Here is a 2,784-nt window from a genome sequence, read left to right on the forward strand (position 1 = left end):
AAGAAATACACAAAGAATCAACCTACTAATCGAGAATGGTTGGAAAAAAGCAAAGACTTTACTTTCAAAACAACATTACGAGCTATTTATGAGTCCTCAGACCTTCATCGAACGCTATTCTAGTTTACCATGTACCTTTATACACGGTGATTATCGCCCTAACAATATTGGTTATAGCGAAAAAAATCAAGTTATTACTTTAATTGACTTCGCATTTAGTGGTTTTGCACCATGCACTGTTGACCTTTTCTGGTATATCGCAACGACGACTTGGTTGGGTGTCGATTACGAAGAAACCATAGATCTTTATAGAACTGAACTCGAAAAGATAATAGGCAAAATCTCTGAACCCCTATGGCATTCATTATTGGAGATTGGCATCTTTACGGTTTGCTGCATGCAACTTTGGGAAAAAGCACTTGATTATGATAAAGATCCTTCTGATTTTATGTTCTGGATTAACAAACTAACTCAAATCTAATTGGACATACTTTCTTGTGATAATCGCATGAGCATAAGTTGCCTTGTGCCTATCACCGCCTAGATAGTGACCTTCTTTTATTATCCCATTTACAACTATCAGTTTTATAGGTTTTGCTTCTGATTTCCAATCGACCTCACTACACTTTACGCCCTATCCATTATGTTTATATGATAAATTAAAACGACTAGGACAAACCCCTTCAGATTTATTCTAGTCGTTAATTTATGGGTGATTATTTTTAATCAATCACCTATGTGGATAGGTTAAAGACCATTTCCTATACCTTCTCACCGCAAGTCGTGCAAAACTTTGTTTCAAAGCCATTTTTTGAACCACATTTTCCGCAGAAATTAGGTTTTATATCTGTTTGCCCGCTTTGAGTTCTGAAAATTTGATCACTGGTTTTGTTGCCAGACGACTCATTTTTTCCTTTATTAAAGAGTTCTTTAAATTTACCAGAAAGGCCACAAAGTTTATCGTATAAATCATAAGAGATTTCTGTTGTTTCTGCAACACTCATGTAAGTCGTCATCATGTTTATCATTATGTAACTATCGATAAAGGCAAATTTAATTACCCAAACGATCATGCATGCTAACAAAAAGGCTATGAAAGCACTCCAATGAAGCGCTTTAAATATAAATCCAATTGCAAGGAAAGCGAGAAATGTTAAAACCACAAGGATTACAAGAACTTTAAGCATTGTTACTGCAGCACTTTTAAGTAATCCTTTCCAGTTTTGAGCGTATATAACAACACCATCTGCCGCACTTTCAAACGCACCCTGTTCTGCTTTATAAAATGTATAACCCAGGCAGCATTCATCAACATATCCAAGTGATATGGACACAAAGAATTGAGCTAGACTTGTGACAAATCCAATCCCTGGAATAAAATCAAGTGCGCCACTCATTTTCTCAATCCCTCTTTGTACTTGTTTGACAGATGCCGTAACCAAATTGTCTATGACAAAAAACGCATTTGAGGTTACGAAACGCTCAGTAACTTTCTGCTTACCATAGTCTACTTGATTTTCAGGAATTACACCTTTAATGACAGCTTCAGAAACAACTGCAACATGACCTGCTTTAACCATATAACCCATATAGTGCATGATAAAGAAGCGTATTGCACCAGTACCCGACAGCCATATAAAGAAGGTTATTATTAGGCCATTACTTCCAAATAGCCAACCGATTCCTTCAAGTACTGCCAAAAGAAGCAAAGACAATCCAACGGTAGTAAGCCCTAATACCAGTCTAGCCATATTAAACGGCATGGTTTTATTATATATCTCTTTAGCGTTCATCTTGATTCCTCCCCTATTCAACTTTAGTCCCGCATTCACCACAGAAAACGGACTCATTTATCACAGAACTACCACAACTAAGACAAGTTTTCATTTGCACTGGCTCTGGGATTAGACTGCCTCCACATTCTCTACAAAATTTATTTTCGTCGCTGTTATTGCAGCCACACGAATTGCACTTTACCCCCTGATTCTGATTTCGCTCATTTATTCCCTTTCGCTGGTTTTCTAAATTTTTTACATTTTCCACATGGGCGTCGACCCTTTTCATTAAATCCAGAATCTCATCATTAAACTGAACACCCGCCTTGTAGTCCCCATAATAAATTTTACCAATTTCAGCCAAAATATCAGTGACTTCAGCCTTTTCTTGACTCAGCCTACTGTTTATACTGTTGCTCTCAATTGCATCACTGGTTGCATCACCTATACTTTTTGCTAAAGTATTCAGCTTATTAAAAAGTGACATTAATTTTCCTCTCTTTCATCTTTTTTACTTGAAGCGCTTTAATTCGTTGCAATAATGCTCGTGTCTTATCTTCAGCAGATCTTGTGTCAGCTTTTTAACAAGTCAACAGAACTAGTTGTAATTATACACTTTTTAATAATAATAATATATGGCTCTGATGTTTGTCAATGTATTTTATGTAATATTATTCCATTTTTAATTGTTTTTCAAATTTACCACCATAAACGCACCATGAACGCTCAATTATTAACTTGGCTATGCCACCCAATATTTTATTGTTACGGTGAGGTCTTCACATAATCATACTTTTTCAGCAGGCATCCTATAAAAATGCCGTCACTTATTTATATAAAAAAAGCCCTGAACAAATTTTATGTCCAGGACTAATTATAATAAGATTGATTATTTTACGATGTCTATTATATCCACCAATTACATTTCTTCAACTGCAGTTTTACCAGCAATTCTACCAAAGGTAAAGATATCGGTAAGTGCATTACCGCCAAGACGGTTGCCTGCATG

Annotated in this window: 3 protein-coding genes; 1 reads left to right on the top strand and 2 read right to left on the bottom strand. The window is 36.0% G+C overall.

The genetic code is table 11. From position 1 onward, the window contains the following. Positions 1–481: phosphotransferase (locus AC220I_RS20960; protein ID WP_486725817.1), on the top strand; the 481-nt coding region annotated here is incomplete at its 5' end. Positions 482–761: 280 nt separating this feature from the next. Here AC220I_RS20960 and AC220I_RS20965 read toward each other — a convergent pair. Then, positions 762–1,793: a hypothetical protein gene (locus AC220I_RS20965; protein WP_486725818.1), complete on the bottom strand. Its 1,032-nt coding sequence runs from the start codon at positions 1,791–1,793 to the stop codon at positions 762–764. A gap of 13 nt (positions 1,794–1,806) precedes the next feature. After that, positions 1,807–2,262, bottom strand: a complete 456-nt coding sequence (locus tag AC220I_RS20970; protein WP_486725819.1) for a zinc ribbon domain-containing protein — start codon at positions 2,260–2,262, stop codon at positions 1,807–1,809. Positions 2,263–2,784 lie beyond the last annotated feature (522 nt).

The sequence above is a fragment of the Fusibacter sp. genome (assembly GCF_057447755.1).